Source organism: Ectopseudomonas khazarica, assembly GCF_017915135.1.
Classification (GTDB): domain Bacteria; phylum Pseudomonadota; class Gammaproteobacteria; order Pseudomonadales; family Pseudomonadaceae; genus Aquipseudomonas; species Aquipseudomonas khazarica.
Window position 1 is genome coordinate 4,263,561 of the sequence record NZ_CP068551.1, and the last position, 14,773, is coordinate 4,278,333.

Genomic DNA, 14,773 nt, shown 5'->3' on the forward strand with positions numbered 1-14,773 from the left:
ATCCTTAGGTCAGTCGGCGGGGCTTAGCGGCGCTTGGCCATGGCTTCGATGAAGCGGTCGAACAGCGGGGCCACGTCGTGCGGACCCGGGCTCGCCTCGGGGTGACCCTGGAAGCTGAAGGCGTCCTTGTCGGTACGCTCGATGCCCTGCAGGGTGCCGTCGAACAGCGACTTGTGGATCGGGCGCACATTGCCCGGCAGGCTGCTCTCGTCCACGGCGAAACCGTGGTTCTGGCTGGTGATCATCACCACGCCGCTGTCGAGGTCCTGTACCGGGTGGTTGGCACCGTGGTGGCCGTGGCCCATCTTCAGGGTCTTGGCGCCGGAGGCCAGCGCCAGCAGCTGGTGACCGAGGCAGATGCCGAATACCGGAATATCGGTTTCCAGCACGTCCTTGATCGCCTTGATCGCGTAGTCGCAGGGCTCGGGGTCGCCTGGGCCGTTGGACAGGAACACGCCGTCGGGATTGAGCGCCAGCACTTCGCTGGCCGGGGTCTGGGCCGGCACCACGGTGAGGCGGCAGCCGCGCGCGACCAGCATGCGCAGGATGTTCAGCTTGACCCCGTAGTCGTAGGCGACCACGTGATACGGCAGGTCGGCAGCGGCGATCTGCGGATGGCTGTCGCTCTCCAGGTTCCACACGCTGGAGCGCCACTCGTAGGGCTTGTCGCAGGTAACTTCCTTGGCCAGGTCCATGCCCTTGAGGCCCGGGAAGCTGCGTGCCAGCTCCAGCGCCTTCTCTTCGGTGGCGTCAGCGCCAACCAGGATGCAGCCGTTCTGCGAGCCTTTCTCGCGCAGGATGCGGGTCAGGCGACGGGTATCGATACCGGCGATGGCGACCGTACCGTTCTCTTTCAGGTACTCGTCCAGCGGCTGCTTGTCGCGCCAGTTGCTGGAGATCAGCGGCAGGTCGCGAATGATCAGGCCGGCGGCCCATACACGGTTGGACTCGGCATCTTCCGGCGTGGTGCCGGTGTTGCCGATGTGCGGGTAGGTCAGGGTAACGATCTGCTGGGCGTAGGATGGATCGGTAAGGATTTCCTGATAGCCGGTCATGGCGGTGTTGAACACCACCTCTCCGATGGTCTGGCCATCGGCCCCGATAGATTCGCCGCGAAAAATACTGCCGTCAGCAAGGGCTAAAATGGCAGGTTTGGGGGCTGGCTTAGTCAAGAAGACCTCCGTCACGATCAAGGCTTGAAGCAAACGCAGGTTGTAAAAAAGCGGGATGACGTGTGAAGGTCATCCCGCTTTTTTATTTGAGCCATTCTGCGTAACTTTTAGTGGACACACTAAAACAGGAAGCTTACAGGAAAACCCTTTTTCGGTCCACCCGCCAGGACGCTTCCGTCACACATTTCTCAACGCAGCCCCAGCACATCCTGCATGTCGTACAGCGCTGGCGAACGCGACTGCAGCCAGAGCGCCGAACGCACTGCGCCCTTGGCGAAGGTCATGCGGCTGGAGGCCTTGTGGGTGATCTCCACGCGCTCGCCCTCGGCAGCGAACAGCACGGTGTGATCGCCGACCACATCGCCGGCGCGCACGGTGGCGAAACCGATGGTCTCGCGCTCACGCGCCCCGGTCTGCCCTTCACGGCCATACACGGCGACCTTCTGCAGATCACGCCCCAGGGCATCCGCGACCACCTCGCCCATGCGCAGCGCCGTGCCCGACGGGGCATCGACCTTGTGGCGGTGATGGGCTTCGATGATCTCGATGTCCACATCGTCACCCAGCACGCGCGCGGCGGTATCGAGCAGCTTCAGGCACAGGTTGACGCCGACGCTGAAGTTGGCGGCGAAGACGATGGGAATCTGCCTGGCCGCCTCGCTCAGCAGCTGCTTCTCCTCCGGGGTGAAGCCGGTGGTGCCGATGACCATGGCCTTGCCGGCCTGACGGCAGACTTCCAGGTTCTTCAGCGTTACCGAGGGATGGGTGAAGTCGATCAGCACGTCGAAATCATCGACCACCGCCGCCAGCTCACCGGCCAGCGTCACACCGATCTTGCCCAGCCCGACCAGCTCGCCCGCGTCGGCACCGATCAGGCTGCTGTCGGCACGGTCGATGGCCGCGCTGAGCTTCGCGCCCTCGGCCTGGCTCACGGCTTCGATCAGGGTCTTGCCCATGCGCCCGGCGGCGCCCATCACTGCAATACGTTGCATAACATCAGCTCCAAGCTGCAGGCTTCAAGCCACAGGCCAAGCGCAAGAGTCTCTTGCAGCCTGTCGCCTGTGGCTTGCCGCTCAATTAAACGTCGCCGAAGAAGCGCTTGACGCCTTCGAACCAGCCACTGGCCTTGGGCGAGTGGGAGTCGTCGCCCTGCAGCGACTTGCGGAACTCCTCGAGCAGCTCGCGCTGACGCTTGGTCAGGTTGACCGGCGTCTCCACCGCGACACGGCACATCAGGTCACCGGCCGCACCACCGCGCACCGGGGCCACGCCCTTGCCGCGCAGACGGAACAGCTTGCCGGTCTGGGTGCCTTCCGGAATCTTCAGCTTGACCCGGCCGTCGAGGGTCGGCACTTCCAGCTCGCCACCCAGCGCCGCGTCGGCGAAGCTGATCGGCACTTCGCAGTACAGATGCTTACCATCGCGCTGGAAGATCGCATGCTCACGGACGTTGACCACCACATAGAGGTCACCAGCCGGGCCGCCATGGGCGCCGGCCTCGCCTTCGCCGGACAGGCGGATGCGATCACCGGTATCGACACCTGGCGGCACCTTGACCGACAGCGTCTTGCTCTCTTCCACGCGCCCCTGGCCATGGCAGCTACCACAGGGGTCGGTGATCATCTTGCCGCTGCCGTGGCAACGCGGGCAGGTCTGCTGCACGGAGAAGAAGCCCTGCTGCATGCGTACCTGACCGATACCACCGCAGGTGGTACAGGTCACCGGGCTGGTGCCCTTCTTGGCGCCGGAGCCATCGCAGGTCTTGCAACCCACCAGGGTCGGCACGCGAATGGTCACGGTGGTGCCGCGCACGGCTTCTTCCAGGTCCAGCTCCAAGGTATAGCGCAGGTCACTGCCACGCTGGGCGCCGCCGCGCGAACCGCCGCGACCGCCACCACCGAAGAAATCGCTGAACACGTCGCCGAAGATGTCGGAGAAGTTGGCGCCGCCGAAACCGGCGCCGGCGCCACCGCCCATCTGCGGATCGACCCCGGCATGCCCGTACTGGTCATAGGCCGAGCGCTTGCTGGCGTCGGAGAGCACCTCGTAGGCCTCGTTGGCCTCCTTGAATTTCTCCTCCGCTTCCTTGTCGTCCGGGTTGCGGTCCGGGTGGAACTTCATCGCCAGGCGCCGATAGGCCTTCTTCAGCTCGGCCTCACTGGCGCCGCGCTCGACCCCCAGAACCTCGTAATAGTCTCGTTTTGCCATAGTTGTGCTGCACTCTCAGATTCGTGAGCTCCAGATACGCCGACGCGGGAGAAGGCTCCCGCGCGGCGTATCCTGACCGCCAGATGCGACGGCGGAGCGAAAAGCAGAGGGCGACACGCCCTTCGCTCCCGGAGGGGCGAAAGGCGTGCGCGCATCCCTTACTTGTTCTCCTTGACCTCTTCGAACTCAGCGTCGACCACGTCGTCACCGGCATCCTTGGCGTCACCGGCGTCCGCCTGGGCGGCACCGGCTTGCGGCTGCTCGGCGTACATCTTCTGCGCCAGCGGCGTGGTGGCCTCGGACAGGGCGTTCATCTTGGCCTCGATGGCTTCCTTGTCGTCGCCCTTCAGTGCGACTTCCAGTTCGCCGATGGCTTTCTCGATGGCGGCCTTCTCCTCGGCAGTCGCCTTGTCGCCCGCCTCGGTGAGCATCTTGCGGGTGGCGTGCACTAGCTGGTCGCCCTGGTTGCGCGCAGTGGCCAGCTCTTCGAACTTGCGGTCTTCCTCGGCGTTGGCCTCGGCGTCACGCACCATCTGCTCGATCTCTTCCTCGGACAGACCGGAGTTGGCCTTGATCACGATGGACTGCTGCTTGCCAGTGGCCTTGTCCTTGGCGGACACGTGCAGGATGCCGTTGGCATCGATATCGAAGGTCACTTCGATCTGCGGCACGCCACGCGGAGCCGGCGGAATCTCGGCCAGGTCGAACTTGCCGAGGGACTTGTTCTGCGCCGCCTGCTTGCGCTCGCCCTGCAGCACGTGAATGGTCACGGCGCTCTGGTTGTCGTCGGCGGTGGAGAACACCTGCGACTTCTTGGTCGGGATGGTGGTGTTCTTCTCGATCAGCGCGGTCATCACGCCGCCCATGGTTTCGATACCCAGGGTCAGCGGGGAAACGTCCAGCAGCAGCACGTCCTTGACGTCACCGGCCAGTACCGCGCCCTGAATGGCAGCGCCCATGGCCACGGCTTCGTCCGGGTTGACGTCCTTGCGCGGCTCCTTGCCGAAGAACTCGGCAACGGTCTTCTGCACCAGCGGCATGCGGGTCTGACCACCGACCAGGATCACGTCGTCGATCTTGCTGACGTCGATGCCGGCATCCTTCAGCGCGGTGCGGCACGGCTCGATGGTGCGCTGCACCAGGTCCTCGACCAGCGACTCCAGCTTGGAGCGGGAGATCTTCACGTTCAGGTGCTTCGGACCGCTGGCGTCTGCAGTGATGTACGGCAGGTTGACGTCGGTCTGCTGGCTCGAGGACAGCTCGATCTTGGCCTTCTCGGCAGCTTCCTTCAGACGCTGCATCGCCAGCGGGTCGCCCTTGAGGTTCATGCCGGTTTCTTTCTTGAACTCGTCGACGAGGTAGTCGATCAGGCGAATGTCGAAGTCCTCGCCACCGAGGAAGGTGTCACCGTTGGTGGCCAGCACTTCGAACTGGTGCTCACCGTCGACCTCGGCGATCTCGATCACCGACACGTCGAAGGTACCGCCACCCAGGTCATAGACGATCACGGTGTGGTCGCCCTTGGCCTTGTCCATGCCATAGGCCAGCGCAGCCGCGGTCGGCTCGTTGATGATGCGCTTGACGTCCAGACCGGCGATGCGACCGGCATCCTTGGTGGCCTGACGCTGGCTGTCGTTGAAGTAGGCCGGAACGGTGATCACCGCTTCGGTGACCGGCTCGCCAAGGTAGTCCTCAGCGGTCTTCTTCATCTTCTTCAGCACTTCGGCGCTGATCTGCGGCGGGGCCATCTTCTGGCCGTTGACCTCGACCCAGGCGTCGTTGTTGTCAGCCTTGACGATCTTGTACGGAACCATCTGGATGTCTTTCTGCACGACATCCTCGTCGAAACGACGACCGATCAGACGCTTCACCGCATACAGGGTGTTGTGCGGATTGGTCACGGCCTGGCGCTTGGCCGACTGGCCAACCAGGGTTTCGCCGTCGTTGGCGTAAGCGATGATGGACGGCGTGGTGCGAGCGCCTTCGGCGTTCTCCAGCACCTTGACGTTGCCGTTTTCCAGAATGGAGACGCAGGAGTTGGTGGTCCCCAGGTCGATACCGATGATTTTGCCCATGAAAATTCTCCCGAAACTTTGATTTTTCCGTCGCCTCGCTTCGCAGGCGCCGGTAGCACTAAAACGCTTGACTCAGAAATGGGGTCGCCCCCGAAAATTTCAAGCCTGCTCGTCGATGGACGGCGGCGGCGTGGTCGGCGCCTTGCTCACCACGACCATGGCCGGGCGCAGCAGGCGGCCGTTGAGCAGGTAGCCCTTCTGGAACACCTTGAGCACCGAGTTCGGCTCGACGTTGACACTCTCTTCCATCGCCATGGCCTGGTGATGCTCCGGGTTGAACGGAGCGCCATGCGGGTCCAGCGTTTCCAACTGATGACGCGCCAGGGTGTCGATGAACAGCTTGAGGGTCAGTTGCATGCCCTCGCGCACGCCCTTGATCGCCTCGTCGTCCGGGCTGGACAGCTCCAGACCACGTTCCAGGCTGTCGACGACCGGCAGCAGGTCGTTGGCGAATTTTTCCAGGGCGAACTTGTGCGCCTTCTCCACGTCCTGCTCGGCGCGACGACGCACGTTCTGCAGCTCGGCCGCCATGCGCAGCGACTGGTCCTGCGCTGCAGCCAGCTGCTCTTCCAGTGCCTGCACGCGAGCCGCCAGGTCATCGCTCGGCGCGACATTCTCGGCCGCCTGAGCCTCGGGGTTCTGCGTATCCAGGTTCTGTTCGTCAGCCATGCCTATCTCCTCTCGAATGAATCGGCGCGAGTCCGGCCCGCGCACCTGCCCGCCTATATGGAGTCAAATCCACAGCTTTCAAGGGGCGATAGAGGAGGATTGTCAGGGAAAGAAAAAACACTGTATAAATAACCAGACATCAAATTCGGGAGCGTTCGCCATGCTGGTGCACCTGTCCATACACAACTACGCCATCGTCGACCACCTGGACCTCGAGCTGGATGCCGGCATGAGCGCCATCAGCGGCGAGACCGGTGCCGGCAAGTCGATCATGCTCGATGCCCTCGGTCTGTGCCTGGGCGACCGTGCCGACAGCGGCGTGGTGCGCCCCGGCGCGGACAAGGCCGACATCCTCGCCAGCTTCGACCTGGCGGAGATCCCCGAAGCCCGCAGCTGGCTCGCCGAGCGCGACCTGGACAGCGACGGCCCGTGCATCCTGCGCCGGGTGATCACCGCCGAGGGCCGCTCGCGCGGCTACATCAACGGCAGCCCCTGCCCGCAAGCCGACCTCAAGGCGCTCGGCGAGCTGATCATCGACATCCACAGCCAACATGAACACCAGTCGCTGCTCAAGAGCGACACCCACCGCCGCCTGCTCGACGAGTACGCCGGCAGCCAGGAGCTGGCGCGCCAGGTGCAGCTGGCCGCACAGCGCTGGAAGCAGACGCGCAACGACCTGCAGCGCATTTCCAGCCAGGGTGACGAGCAGCGCGCCCGCCACCAGCTGCTCAGCTACCAGCTGGAAGAAATGGAAAACCTGGCCCTGGGCGAGAACGAACTGGACGAGCTGGAGCGCGAACACAAGGCTCTGAGCAATGCCGAAGCGCTGCTCGGTGCCTGTCGCCAGGTACTCGAGCTGTGCAGCGAAAGCGATGCCGGCAACGTGCTGTCGGCGCTGACCGCCAGCCTCAACCGGCTTGGCGCCTTTGGCGGCCAGGGCGGCGCGCTGGGCGAAGCGAGCAACCTGCTGGCCAGCGCGCAGATCCAGGTCGAGGAGGCCGTGGGCGAACTGAACCGCTTCGTCGATCACTTCGACGCCGACCCGCAACGCCAGCAGTACCTCGAAGAACGCCTGGACACCATCTACACCCTCGCCCGCAAGCACCGCATCCAGCCCACCGAGCTGGCCGCCCTGCAGCAACGACTGTTCGAGGAACTGGAGAGCCTCAATGCCGACGACCAGGCCAGCGAACGCCTGGCCGAGGAACTGGCCGCCTACGCCCGTCATTACCAGGAGAAGGCCGCCGAACTCAGCGCGCTGCGCGGCAGCGCCGCTGAGCGCCTGGCCGCAGCCGTCGAGCAGGAAATGCAGGCACTGGGCATGCCCGGCGGGCGTTTCAGCATCCAGCTGCAGAGCATGAACAGCGAAGAGCCACAGGCCAATGGCCTGGAAACCGTGGAATTCCTGGTCAGCGCCAACCCCGGCCAACCGTTGCGCGGCCTGGCCAAGGTGGCCTCGGGTGGCGAGCTGTCACGTATCAGCCTGGCAATCCAGGTGATCACCGCACAGACCTCGCGCGTCCCGACGTTGGTCTTCGACGAAGTGGACGTCGGCATTGGCGGCCCGACCGCCGAGGTCGTCGGGCAACTGCTGCGCCGCCTGGGCGAGCGCGGCCAGGTCCTCTGCGTGACCCACCTGCCCCAGGTGGCTGCCCAGGGCCATCAGCACCTGTTCGTCCACAAGCGCCGCGGCGAAGAGGCCACGTCCACGGCCGTGAGCAGACTGGACGAGAACGGCCGCGTCGAGGAAATCGCGCGCATGCTCGGCGGCGTCGACCTGACCGAAGAATCCCTGGCGCACGCGCGCAAGATGGTCACCAGCGCCCAGGCCGCCTGAGACAGGCCGTCGCCGCAGCCCGGGTGAAGCAGGCCCGGCGTCACGACCGGCAACCGGGCACGGCTCCCGAGCCCAATAAATAAAAAGGCGACCCGAGGGTCGCCTTTTTCATCGCAGCAGAAGCATCAGCTCTTCTTGCGTACGTACAACACCAGGTTGTGATCGACCAGTTCGAAGCCATGCTCACGCACGATTTCCTTCTGGCGCTTCTCGATCTCGGCGTCGAAGAACTCGATCACCTCACCGGAATCCACACAGACCATATGGTCGTGATGGCCGCTGTCGGCCAGTTCGAATACCGCATGGCCACCGTCGAAGTTGTGGCGAACCACCAGGCCCGCCGCCTCGAACTGGGTCAGTACGCGGTAGACGGTCGCCAGGCCGACGTCCTCGCCTGCCTCCATCAGTGCCTTGTAGACATCTTCCGCACTCATGTGACGGTGCTCGGCGTTGTCGAGCATCTGCAGGATCTTGACCCGTGGCAGAGTCACCTTCAGTCCAGCTTTGCGCAGTTCGTTATTTTCAACCATGGTCTGCTTTCTCATGGATGCTGTTTCGCAGCACCCTTCAATACGGGTATGATCCGGGGTTCAAGTTGCCCAAGATAGTGGAAGTCACCCTCCGATGCAAAAAACCAAGCTCTTGCTGACCAGCCTGTCGCTGACCGGGCTCTTCGCACTCGCCGGTTGTTCATTCCCCGGGGTTTACAAGATCGACATTCAACAGGGCAATGTCGTGACACAGGACATGATAGACCAGCTGCGTCCCGGAATGACCCGACGCCAAGTGCGGTTTATCATGGGCAACCCGCTGATCACCGACACCTTCCATGCCGATCGCTGGGATTATCTCTACAGCATCCAGCCAGGCGGCGGTCAGCGCCTGCAGGAACGCGTCAGCCTGGTCTTCGACGGTAGCGACCAGCTGGTCGGCCTGGCCGGCGACTTCATGCCCGGCGTAAGCCGCGACCAGGCCATCCTTGGCCAGGACAGCGATACCACCAGTACGCAGCCGCAGGCCAAGCCACAGGACGACACGCCGCCAGCACCTGGCTCGCTGCTCGAGCAGATCCAGCGCGAAGTCGACCAGGTGGAAACCGTGCCGGTACCGACGCCGGAGCCGCTGGACACCGAACCGCAGTAACACCCAGACATGAAAAAGCCCGGACTCGCTCCGGGCTTTTTCATGTCTGCTCGCCACGTGGCAGCAAGCGCTGTGCCTCAGGCCGACTCGTCGCCCTCTTCCCGGGCCTTGGCCTTGGCCGCACGCTGCTTGCGCACCTCTTTCGGGTCGGCGATCAGCGGGCGGTAGATCTCCACTCGCTCCCCCTCGACCAGCTCGCGTTCCTCCGGCTTGCCGACCGCCTTGCCGAAGATGCCCAGCGGCGCCTGCTGCAGATCCAGTTCGGGAAAGAACTGCTGCATGCCGGAGCGCAGCGCCGCCTCGCGCACCGTGGTGCCGACCGGCACCGACAGGCGCAGCAGCTTCTGCCGCTCGGCCAGCGCGTAGACCACTTCGATCGCAATGCTCGGCTTATCCATAGAGTTGCTTGGCTCGCTGACAGAAGGCATCGACCATGGTGTTGGTCGCCTGGTTGAACAGGGGTCCGAGGGTAGCGCGCACCAGCGGCCCGGCGTAGTCGAAGGTCAGATCGAGGCTGATCTTGCAGGCCTTGTCGCCCAGCGCCTTGAACTCCCAGACACCGTTCAGGCTGGTGAACGGTCCTTCCTGCAGGTTCATCTCGATGCGCTGCCCGGGCTGCAGCACATTGCGCGTGACGAAACGCTGGCTGATGCTGCCCTTGGCCACCTCGAGACTAGCCAGCATGTGCGTCTCGCTGACCTCCAGCACTTCACTGGCGCGGCACCACGGCAGGAACTGCGGGTAGCTGGCGACATCGTTGACGAGGTCAAACAGCGCCTGCGCCGGATAAGGCAGCAACGCCGAGCGCTGGATTCGAGTAGTCATTTACTTGCTCAGCTCCGCGATGAAAACGATCAGAACGCCGATCGGCGCCACGACGCGAATCAGCCAGAGGGCGAGATTGAACAGCAACGGGCTCTTGATCGCCAACTCGTCACGCACCGAATCACGGCTGAGCACCCAACCGGCGAACAGGGCGAACGCCAGGCCACCCAGTGGCAGCAGGATGCGGCTGGTCAGGTAGTCGATGCTGTCGAAGAAGGTCTTGCCGCCCTCGGCGCCCCACTGCAGCAGGTGGAAGCCATCCTCGGCAAAGACGAAGAACTTGGCCTCGGCCCAGACGTTGAACGACAGCACGGTGCCCATACCGACCAGCCAGCACAGCAGCGCCAGCACCGCCGTGACCAGGGCACGGCTGCGTCCGCTCTTCTCGACGAAGTAGGCGACTGCCGGCTCGAGCATGGAGATCGACGAACTCCACGCCGCCACGGCCACCAGGACGAAGAAGATCAGCCCCATCACCTGACCGAAGGCGATGTTGCCAAAGGCGATCGGCAGGGTGACGAACATCAGCCCAGGACCACCGCCCGGCTCCAGGCCGGCGGCGAAGACGATGGGAAACAGGGCCAGACCAGCGGTCAGCGCGACCAGGGTATCGAGCAGGCCGACGGTCAGCACGGTGGCGCCGATCGATGCCTTCTTCGGCATGTAGGCGCCGTACACCATGATCGAGCCGACCCCGACGCTCAGGGTGAAGAAGGCATGCCCCATGGCGGCGAGAATGCCACCCTGCACCTTGCTGGCGTCAAAATGGAAGAGGAAATCGAAGCCTTCACGGAAGTGCCCGGTGGTAAAGCTGTAGCCCAGCAGCACCAGGAGCAGCACGAACAGCAGCGGCATCATGATGCGCAGGCTGCGCTCCAGCCCCGCGACCACGCCCTTGGCGATGACGAACGCAGTGATCAGCATGAACAGGCTGTGCCACAGGGTCAGCCGCCAGGGGTCCGCAGTCAGCCCGCCGAACGCCGCACCGGCGCCTTCGGCGGTGATGCCAGTGAAGTCGCCACGCCCCATGCTGAGGATGTAGTCCAGCGACCAGCCGGCCACCACGCTATAGAAGGACAGGATCAGCAGGGCCGCGACCATGCCGCCCAGCGCCGCCAGCGACCAGCCTTTCGAGGCGCCCGCCTCGATGGCGAGGCTCTTCATCGAATTGACCGGGCTCTGCCGGCCACGCCGGCCGATCAGGGTTTCCGCCAGCATGATCGGCACGCCCACCAGGGCGATGCAGAACAGGTACATGACGACGAATGCACCGCCGCCATAGACCCCTGTCATGTAGGGGAACTTCCAGATATTGCCGAGGCCTACTGCCGAGCCGGTGGCCGCCAGAATGAATACCCAACGACTGGCCCAGGCGCCATGAATCGAAACGTTGTCGCTCGCCATTACGGCCAACACCCCATCACTACGGGAAAAAGATCGCGCATTGTCGAAGATTAGCCGGACAGGCTCAAGCTTGGCTCGGTAAAGCCCCATGGCGCAGGCGCGGGCGACTCCCTATAATGCGCGCCCTATGGCTAAGCAAAAGAAACATCCACAAGGCACCATCGCGCTGAACAAAAAGGCGCTGCACGATTATTTCGTCGAACAGAAGTTCGAGGCGGGCGTCGCCCTGGCTGGCTGGGAAGTGAAGAGCCTGCGCGCCGGCAAGGCCCAGCTGGTGGACAGCTACGTACTGCTCAAGGACGACGAAGCCTGGCTGATGGGGGCGCATATCACCCCGTTGAAAACCGCCAGCACCCACGTCATCGCCGACCCGATCCGCACGCGCAAGCTGCTGCTGAACAAGCGCGAGCTGGACAAGCTGTTCGGTGCCGTGCAGCAGAAGGGCTACACCTGCGTCGCCCTGTCGCTGTACTGGAAACAGCACCTGGTCAAATGCGAGATCGCCCTGGCCAAGGGCAAGAAGGACTTCGACAAGCGTCACGTCGAGAAAGAGCGTGACGCCAACCGTGAAGTCCAGCGCGCCATGCGCAGCAAGGGCAAGGACGACTGACAGCGGCTGCGAGCCATGAGCGCTTTCACAGCGACTCTGGCTCCAGCTTGTAGCTTGTAGCCGCCTATAGTCCCTGCCGACGCTGCGCTCGCGCCACGCGCCGAGCCTCCAGCTGAACTTCCGCCAGCACTTCCTGCACATAGTCGATGTGCCGGTTGGACAGGTCGCGCGCGTCCTCCGCACGCCCTTCGATGATCGCCTCGAACAGCGCCCGGTGCTGGCTGATCAGCATGTCGCGGGTTTCTTCGCGCTGGGCGTACATGCCACCGATGTTGGTCACCACGTTGCGCTTGAGCAGATCGAACAGGCCGCGGATGGTGTGCAGCAGCACGGCATTGTGGCTGGCTTCGGCAATCGCCAGATGGAAGCGCGCATCGGCCGCGCCCTCCTCGGCCCGCGTGACCTTGCCAGCGCGCGAGTAGCAGTCCTGCAACGCCTCGAACGCCTCGCTCAGCCGTTGCCGGTCGATATCGGTGGCTCGCCGGGCCGCGTAGTAGGCACAGGAACCTTCCAGCGTATGGCGGAATTCCAGCAGGTCGCGCTGGGCATCCTCCTTGCTCTCCAGCAGGTGCAACAGCGGGTCGCTGAAGGTCGAGCCCAGTGATTCGGCCACATAGTTGCCGCCACCCTGACGGCTGACCAGCAACCCCTTGGCCACCAGTTTCTGAATCGCCTCGCGCAGGGACGGACGTGACACGCCGAACTGCTCGGCCAGTGCGCGCTCGGCAGGCAGCCGCTCGCCGGCACGCAGGGTGCCTTCGAGAATCATGGTTTCCAGTTGCGCGACGATGTCGTCCGAGAGACGACGCTGTCGCACCAGACCTACTTCCATTGCGCGCTTCTCCATTGGTTTGACCAGGCCATATGCAGCATGGCGCAAGCCTATAGCGCCGTCCCGCGACGAACAAGACAGCATTCTACGACCAAAGTCTTAGCCCTGCGATTTGACAGCGCATTGATCGACTTTTAACCTGAGCCGGCTGTTTTGTAAATTGGTCTTACCAATTAACCCGATTCAATAACAAGAACGAGTCGTCGAGGTCACGCCATGAAGCCCCATAGCGCTGCACGTCTGCCGAATACCGCATCCCCCCTGCTACTGCGCCGCGTGCGCCTTGCCGCGGAGTAAGCCCCATGTCCAACGGAATTCTCGCCCTGCTGGCGTTCTCGCCGATCCTGCTCGCCGCCATCCTGCTGATCGGCCTGCGCTGGCCGGCCAAGCGCGCCATGCCGCTGGTCTATCTGGTCACCGCCGCCGTCGGCCTGTTCGCCTGGGACATGAGCCTCAACCGCGTGCTGGCCTCCACCCTGCAAGGCCTGCTGATCACCCTCGGCCTGCTGTGGATCATCTTCGGCGCGATCCTGCTGCTGAACACCCTCAAGCATTCCGGCGGCATCACCGCCATCCGTGCCGGTTTCACCACCATCAGCCCTGACCGTCGCATCCAGGCCATCATCATCGCCTGGCTGTTCGGCTGCTTCATCGAGGGCGCCTCGGGTTTCGGTACCCCGGCCGCCATCGCCGCCCCGCTGCTGGTGGCCATCGGCTTCCCGGCCATGGCCGCAGTGCTGATGGGCATGCTGGTACAGAGCACGCCGGTGTCCTTCGGCGCGGTCGGCACGCCCATCATCGTCGGCGTCAACACCGGCCTGGATACCGCGACCATCGGCGCCCACCTGGTGGAGCAAGGTTCCTCCTGGGCGCAGTTCCTGCAACTGATCACCAGTGAAGTGGCGATCATCCACGCCACCGTCGGCGTCCTGATGCCCACCATCATGGCGATGATGCTGACCCGTTTCTTCGGTGCCGAGAAAAGCTGGAAAGCCGGCCTGGCAGTCCTGCCGTTCGCCATCTTCGCCGGTTTCGCCTTCGTCATCCCCTATGTCTTCACCGGCGTGTTCCTCGGCCCGGAATTCCCCTCCCTGCTGGGCGGCCTGATCGGCCTGGCCATCGTCACCAGCGCCGCACGCGTCGGCTTCCTGGTACCGAAGCAGACCTGGGACTTCGCCCCGGCGGACAAGTGGCCGAGCGAATGGCTGGGCAGCGTCGAGATGAAACTGGACGAGCTGACCGCCAAGCCGATGAGCGCACTGCGCGCCTGGCTGCCCTACGTGCTGGTCGGCGCCCTGCTGGTGATCAGCCGCGTGTTCCCGCAGGTGGGCAACGCCCTGAAAGCCGTGGTGGTGAACTTCCCCGACCTGCTCGGCGAAGCCGGCGTCAGCGCCAGCTTCCAGCCGCTGTACCTGCCAGGCGGCATTCTGGTCGCCGTGGTACTGGCCACTTTCTTCCTGCACGGCATGAAGGCGCGTGACCTGGGCAAGGCCGTCAAGGAATCCTCCAGCGTGCTGCTCAGCGCCGGCTTCGTGCTGCTGTTCACCGTGCCGATGGTGCGCATCCTGATCAACTCCGGCGTCAACGGTGCCGAGCTGGCCAGCATGCCGATCCTGATGGCGCGCTGGGTCGCTGACAGCGTCGGCGGCATCTACCCGCTGCTGGCACCGAGCATCGGCGCCCTGGGCGCGTTCATCGCCGGTTCCAACACCGTCAGCAACATGATGTTCAGCCAGTTCCAGTTCGGCGTGGCCAGCAGCCTGGGCATCTCCAGCGCGCTGATCGTCGCGGTGCAGGCCGTGGGCGCCGCCGCCGGCAACATGGTGGCGATCCACAACGTGGTCGCCGCATCGGCCACCGTTGGCCTGCTGGGCCGCGAAGGCAGTACCCTGCGCAAGACCATCTGGCCGACGCTGTACTACGTGCTGTTCACCGGCATCATCGCGCTGGTCGCGATCTACGTACTGGGCATCAGCGACCCGCTGGTCGCCCGCTGAG

General features: G+C 64.1%; 14 protein-coding genes. 4 read left to right on the forward strand and 10 right to left on the reverse strand.

What is annotated here, in order from left to right; translation table 11 throughout:
* Positions 1-23: 23 nt before the first annotated feature.
* The 5 genes from carA to grpE form a co-directional block, all read right to left on the reverse strand.
* Complete coding sequence (gene carA / locus JLK41_RS20075; RefSeq protein ID WP_134675648.1) at positions 24-1,172, reverse strand: glutamine-hydrolyzing carbamoyl-phosphate synthase small subunit; 1,149 nt, start codon at positions 1,170-1,172, stop codon at positions 24-26.
* A gap of 188 nt (positions 1,173-1,360) precedes the next feature.
* Positions 1,361-2,164, reverse strand: coding sequence for a 4-hydroxy-tetrahydrodipicolinate reductase (gene dapB, locus JLK41_RS20080; RefSeq protein WP_037050849.1), 804 nt, complete (start codon positions 2,162-2,164; stop codon positions 1,361-1,363).
* An 85-nt stretch (positions 2,165-2,249) separates the two neighbouring features.
* The gene (dnaJ, locus tag JLK41_RS20085; RefSeq protein WP_037050852.1) at positions 2,250-3,380 is read right to left on the reverse strand and encodes a molecular chaperone DnaJ; all 1,131 of its coding nucleotides are present in this window, start codon (positions 3,378-3,380) and stop codon (positions 2,250-2,252) included.
* A gap of 158 nt (positions 3,381-3,538) precedes the next feature.
* Positions 3,539-5,455 (reverse strand): molecular chaperone DnaK, encoded by a 1,917-nt coding sequence (dnaK, locus tag JLK41_RS20090; RefSeq protein WP_037050854.1) that lies wholly within the window; start codon positions 5,453-5,455, stop codon positions 3,539-3,541.
* A gap of 99 nt (positions 5,456-5,554) precedes the next feature.
* Positions 5,555-6,124 (reverse strand): nucleotide exchange factor GrpE, encoded by a 570-nt coding sequence (gene grpE / locus JLK41_RS20095; protein WP_037050856.1) that lies wholly within the window; start codon positions 6,122-6,124, stop codon positions 5,555-5,557.
* A 160-nt stretch (positions 6,125-6,284) separates the two neighbouring features.
* On the opposite strand from grpE, the gene recN reads away from it, so the two are divergent.
* Positions 6,285-7,961 carry a DNA repair protein RecN gene (recN, locus tag JLK41_RS20100; protein ID WP_210389673.1) on the forward strand — a complete coding sequence of 559 codons (1,677 nt, stop codon included), beginning with the start codon at positions 6,285-6,287 and terminating at the stop codon, positions 7,959-7,961.
* 125 nt (positions 7,962-8,086) lie between these two features.
* On the opposite strand, the gene fur is transcribed toward recN, so the two are convergent.
* On the reverse strand, positions 8,087-8,491 hold the full coding sequence (fur, locus tag JLK41_RS20105) for a ferric iron uptake transcriptional regulator (protein WP_037001567.1): 405 nt from the start codon (positions 8,489-8,491) through the stop codon (positions 8,087-8,089).
* Positions 8,492-8,585: 94 nt separating this feature from the next.
* Here fur and JLK41_RS20110 point away from each other — a divergent pair, with 94 nt between their 5' ends.
* A complete protein-coding gene (locus JLK41_RS20110) occupies positions 8,586-9,104 on the forward strand; it encodes an outer membrane protein assembly factor BamE (protein WP_037050859.1) in 519 nt (172 codons plus the stop codon).
* 77 nt (positions 9,105-9,181) lie between these two features.
* Here the strand turns inward: JLK41_RS20110 and JLK41_RS20115 are convergent, their stop codons facing one another.
* Genes JLK41_RS20115 through JLK41_RS20125 form a run of 3 tightly spaced genes read right to left on the reverse strand, consistent with a single transcriptional unit; the run spans position 9,182 to position 11,333 of the window.
* Positions 9,182-9,502, reverse strand: a complete 321-nt coding sequence (locus JLK41_RS20115) for an RnfH family protein (RefSeq protein ID WP_150606482.1) — start codon at positions 9,500-9,502, stop codon at positions 9,182-9,184.
* Positions 9,495-9,929, reverse strand: coding sequence for a type II toxin-antitoxin system RatA family toxin (locus JLK41_RS20120; protein WP_037050863.1), 435 nt, complete (start codon positions 9,927-9,929; stop codon positions 9,495-9,497). The genes JLK41_RS20115 and JLK41_RS20120 overlap by 8 nt, the downstream gene beginning before the upstream one ends.
* Positions 9,930-11,333: a sodium-dependent transporter gene (locus JLK41_RS20125; protein WP_037050868.1), complete on the reverse strand. Its 1,404-nt coding sequence runs from the start codon at positions 11,331-11,333 to the stop codon at positions 9,930-9,932.
* A 127-nt stretch (positions 11,334-11,460) separates the two neighbouring features.
* Between JLK41_RS20125 and smpB the strand changes: the two genes are divergently transcribed.
* Complete coding sequence (gene smpB, locus JLK41_RS20130) at positions 11,461-11,943, forward strand: SsrA-binding protein SmpB (RefSeq protein WP_037050873.1); 483 nt, start codon at positions 11,461-11,463, stop codon at positions 11,941-11,943.
* A gap of 64 nt (positions 11,944-12,007) precedes the next feature.
* Here smpB and JLK41_RS20135 read toward each other — a convergent pair whose 3' ends face one another.
* Positions 12,008-12,775 carry an FCD domain-containing protein gene (locus tag JLK41_RS20135; protein ID WP_210389674.1) on the reverse strand — a complete coding sequence of 256 codons (768 nt, stop codon included), beginning with the start codon at positions 12,773-12,775 and terminating at the stop codon, positions 12,008-12,010.
* Positions 12,776-13,077: 302 nt separating this feature from the next.
* On the opposite strand from JLK41_RS20135, the gene JLK41_RS20140 reads away from it, so the two are divergent.
* The gene (locus JLK41_RS20140; RefSeq protein ID WP_037050877.1) at positions 13,078-14,772 is read left to right on the forward strand and encodes an L-lactate permease; all 1,695 of its coding nucleotides are present in this window, start codon (positions 13,078-13,080) and stop codon (positions 14,770-14,772) included.
* Position 14,773 lies beyond the last annotated feature (1 nt).

Coding starts and splice junctions, on each gene's coding strand:
- JLK41_RS20135 (WP_210389674.1), bottom strand. CDS start 12,775: ATGGAAGTAGGTCTGGTGCGACAGCGTCGTCTCTCGGACGACATCGTC.
- dnaK (WP_037050854.1), bottom strand. CDS start 5,455: ATGGGCAAAATCATCGGTATCGACCTGGGGACCACCAACTCCTGCGTC.
- smpB (WP_037050873.1), top strand. CDS start 11,461: ATGGCTAAGCAAAAGAAACATCCACAAGGCACCATCGCGCTGAACAAA.
- JLK41_RS20120 (WP_037050863.1), bottom strand. CDS start 9,929: ATGACTACTCGAATCCAGCGCTCGGCGTTGCTGCCTTATCCGGCGCAG.
- dapB (WP_037050849.1), bottom strand. CDS start 2,164: ATGCAACGTATTGCAGTGATGGGCGCCGCCGGGCGCATGGGCAAGACC.
- fur (WP_037001567.1), bottom strand. CDS start 8,491: ATGGTTGAAAATAACGAACTGCGCAAAGCTGGACTGAAGGTGACTCTG.
- JLK41_RS20110 (WP_037050859.1), top strand. CDS start 8,586: ATGCAAAAAACCAAGCTCTTGCTGACCAGCCTGTCGCTGACCGGGCTC.
- JLK41_RS20125 (WP_037050868.1), bottom strand. CDS start 11,333: ATGGCGAGCGACAACGTTTCGATTCATGGCGCCTGGGCCAGTCGTTGG.
- JLK41_RS20140 (WP_037050877.1), top strand. CDS start 13,078: ATGTCCAACGGAATTCTCGCCCTGCTGGCGTTCTCGCCGATCCTGCTC.
- JLK41_RS20115 (WP_150606482.1), bottom strand. CDS start 9,502: ATGGATAAGCCGAGCATTGCGATCGAAGTGGTCTACGCGCTGGCCGAG.
- grpE (WP_037050856.1), bottom strand. CDS start 6,124: ATGGCTGACGAACAGAACCTGGATACGCAGAACCCCGAGGCTCAGGCG.
- dnaJ (WP_037050852.1), bottom strand. CDS start 3,380: ATGGCAAAACGAGACTATTACGAGGTTCTGGGGGTCGAGCGCGGCGCC.
- recN (WP_210389673.1), top strand. CDS start 6,285: ATGCTGGTGCACCTGTCCATACACAACTACGCCATCGTCGACCACCTG.